This window comes from Loigolactobacillus bifermentans DSM 20003, from assembly GCF_001434575.1.
Lineage (GTDB): Bacteria > Bacillota > Bacilli > Lactobacillales > Lactobacillaceae > Loigolactobacillus > Loigolactobacillus bifermentans.
Genome location: NZ_AZDA01000142.1, coordinates 1 through 1,540 on the forward strand (window position 1 = coordinate 1; position 1,540 = coordinate 1,540).

General features: G+C 36.8%; 2 protein-coding genes. One reads left to right on the forward strand and one right to left on the reverse strand.

The window, feature by feature from the left end; all coding sequences use genetic code 11:
* The coding region (locus FC07_RS16045; RefSeq protein WP_162255891.1) for a hypothetical protein at positions 1 to 704 on the forward strand (704 nt) is incomplete at its 5' end.
* A 461-nt stretch (positions 705 to 1,165) separates the two neighbouring features.
* On the opposite strand, the gene FC07_RS15260 is transcribed toward FC07_RS16045, so the two are convergent.
* Positions 1,166 to 1,381, reverse strand: coding sequence for a CsbD family protein (locus FC07_RS15260; RefSeq protein WP_003680381.1), 216 nt, complete (start codon positions 1,379 to 1,381; stop codon positions 1,166 to 1,168).
* Positions 1,382 to 1,540: the final 159 nt, after the last annotated feature.

The window sequence follows — 1,540 nt, forward strand, 5'->3', positions numbered from 1 at the left end:
AAAGGAAGCTGATCTTTTTTGTCCGAACAGCGTTCGGATTAATTTTACAATCTACCATTAATATAGATGATGCAGTATATGTTGCTATATTCACTAGTGACAAAACTAGAGTTGACCAAATCCTTCAATTGATTGGCAACGACAATGTTGAATGTACTGATTATCTTGAAGATAACTTTTTTGCTTGGATGTTTTGGAAATATGATCGAAACAACAGGCAAATTAATTCTGATATTGGATTGCCAGCAATGAATGCGTTCTCGGGAACAATTCAACGAGATGATTTGCAAGATATGATAATTGGTCGCTCACCTAATATTACTGATTTATCAGTCTTAAAGATGCATATCGCCCGACAGTTTCCATTGAGAAGTGTCGGAATGGAGTTAACTGAGCGTGGTAACAAGGTATATTTTAAAGTTGATGTTCATAATCAAATTGTTGTTGATACGAGAAAATCTAAAATGGTTAGCGATGGGATAACTGATACCGTTTTGGTGGAATTAAAAGAATATCCACTAATAGTGTATATCTATAGTTACATTATTCCACTGCTCAATGGCCTGTATGAAAGTGAAGAGCCAGATTTCACAGAACAATTAAATTCCTATAGTAAAGACTTAGCAAAGGAGATTATTCTTGATTTAATTGGAGCAACGGGTATTGATATACAAGAATTTGATAAATTAGCTATGAAGCTTTAGTTGTACTAATTGCAAATGGGACTACGGAAACTTTTAATAGATTTATCGAAAAGTTCAGCTAATCACTGTTTTTTTTGCATATGGTCAGGAGGTGGCGATATCATGATTAATTCATAGTAAATACGGGTATGAGTTTCCGGAGTGGGCACAGGCGGGTGCTCGGCTCGATAAGATGGTGTAAGGATAATAGACGTCGTGCTAAATAGCGTGGCGTTTTTATTTTGCCCAAAATTTGGAGGTGGCCGGCATGGGCCAGATGGTAAATAGCAGATTTGGCCTTGTCAGTCGCACAGAGACACGTTGCTTGGGTGACTTAGGACATCAGCTTAAAGATGGACGGTGGTAACGTAAAAAGCCGCAGCGACCACATAAGCCGCGTATTACAGTGTGGAGAAAAAACAGGGTAACAAGCGTGAAAAAATAAAAGAAGACCAGATTTTGGTCTTCTTAAAAATGATAATTTATTTATCGTCTTTATCTAACTTTTCCTTTACGTTATCAACCGTATCTTTAACAGCATCTTTGGCATCTGACAGTTTATCTTTAGCCTTACCTAGAATACCTTGACCCTTACCTTCAGCTTCGCGGGCCTTGTCGTTCGTAACCTTGCCTTCAACTTCTTTAGCTTTTCCACTTACCTTATCTTTGGTGCTATCAATTTTGTCATCTAGACTCATAATATAACCTCCCATAATGTATTTGTTACAACAGTATTATTCCACATTTTAATTTGCTTGTCTAATAAGGAGATCCTACAAGAGATAGTGTGAATGACACTTATAAGGTAGATTGCAAATTTAATCCGAATTTTTGGACAAATTTGTCAGCATAACCTG

Excerpts from the sequence above, each read along its gene's own strand:
- FC07_RS15260 (WP_003680381.1), bottom strand. The coding sequence starts at position 1,381 with ATGAGTCTAGATGACAAAATTGATAGCACCAAAGATAAGGTAAGTGGA.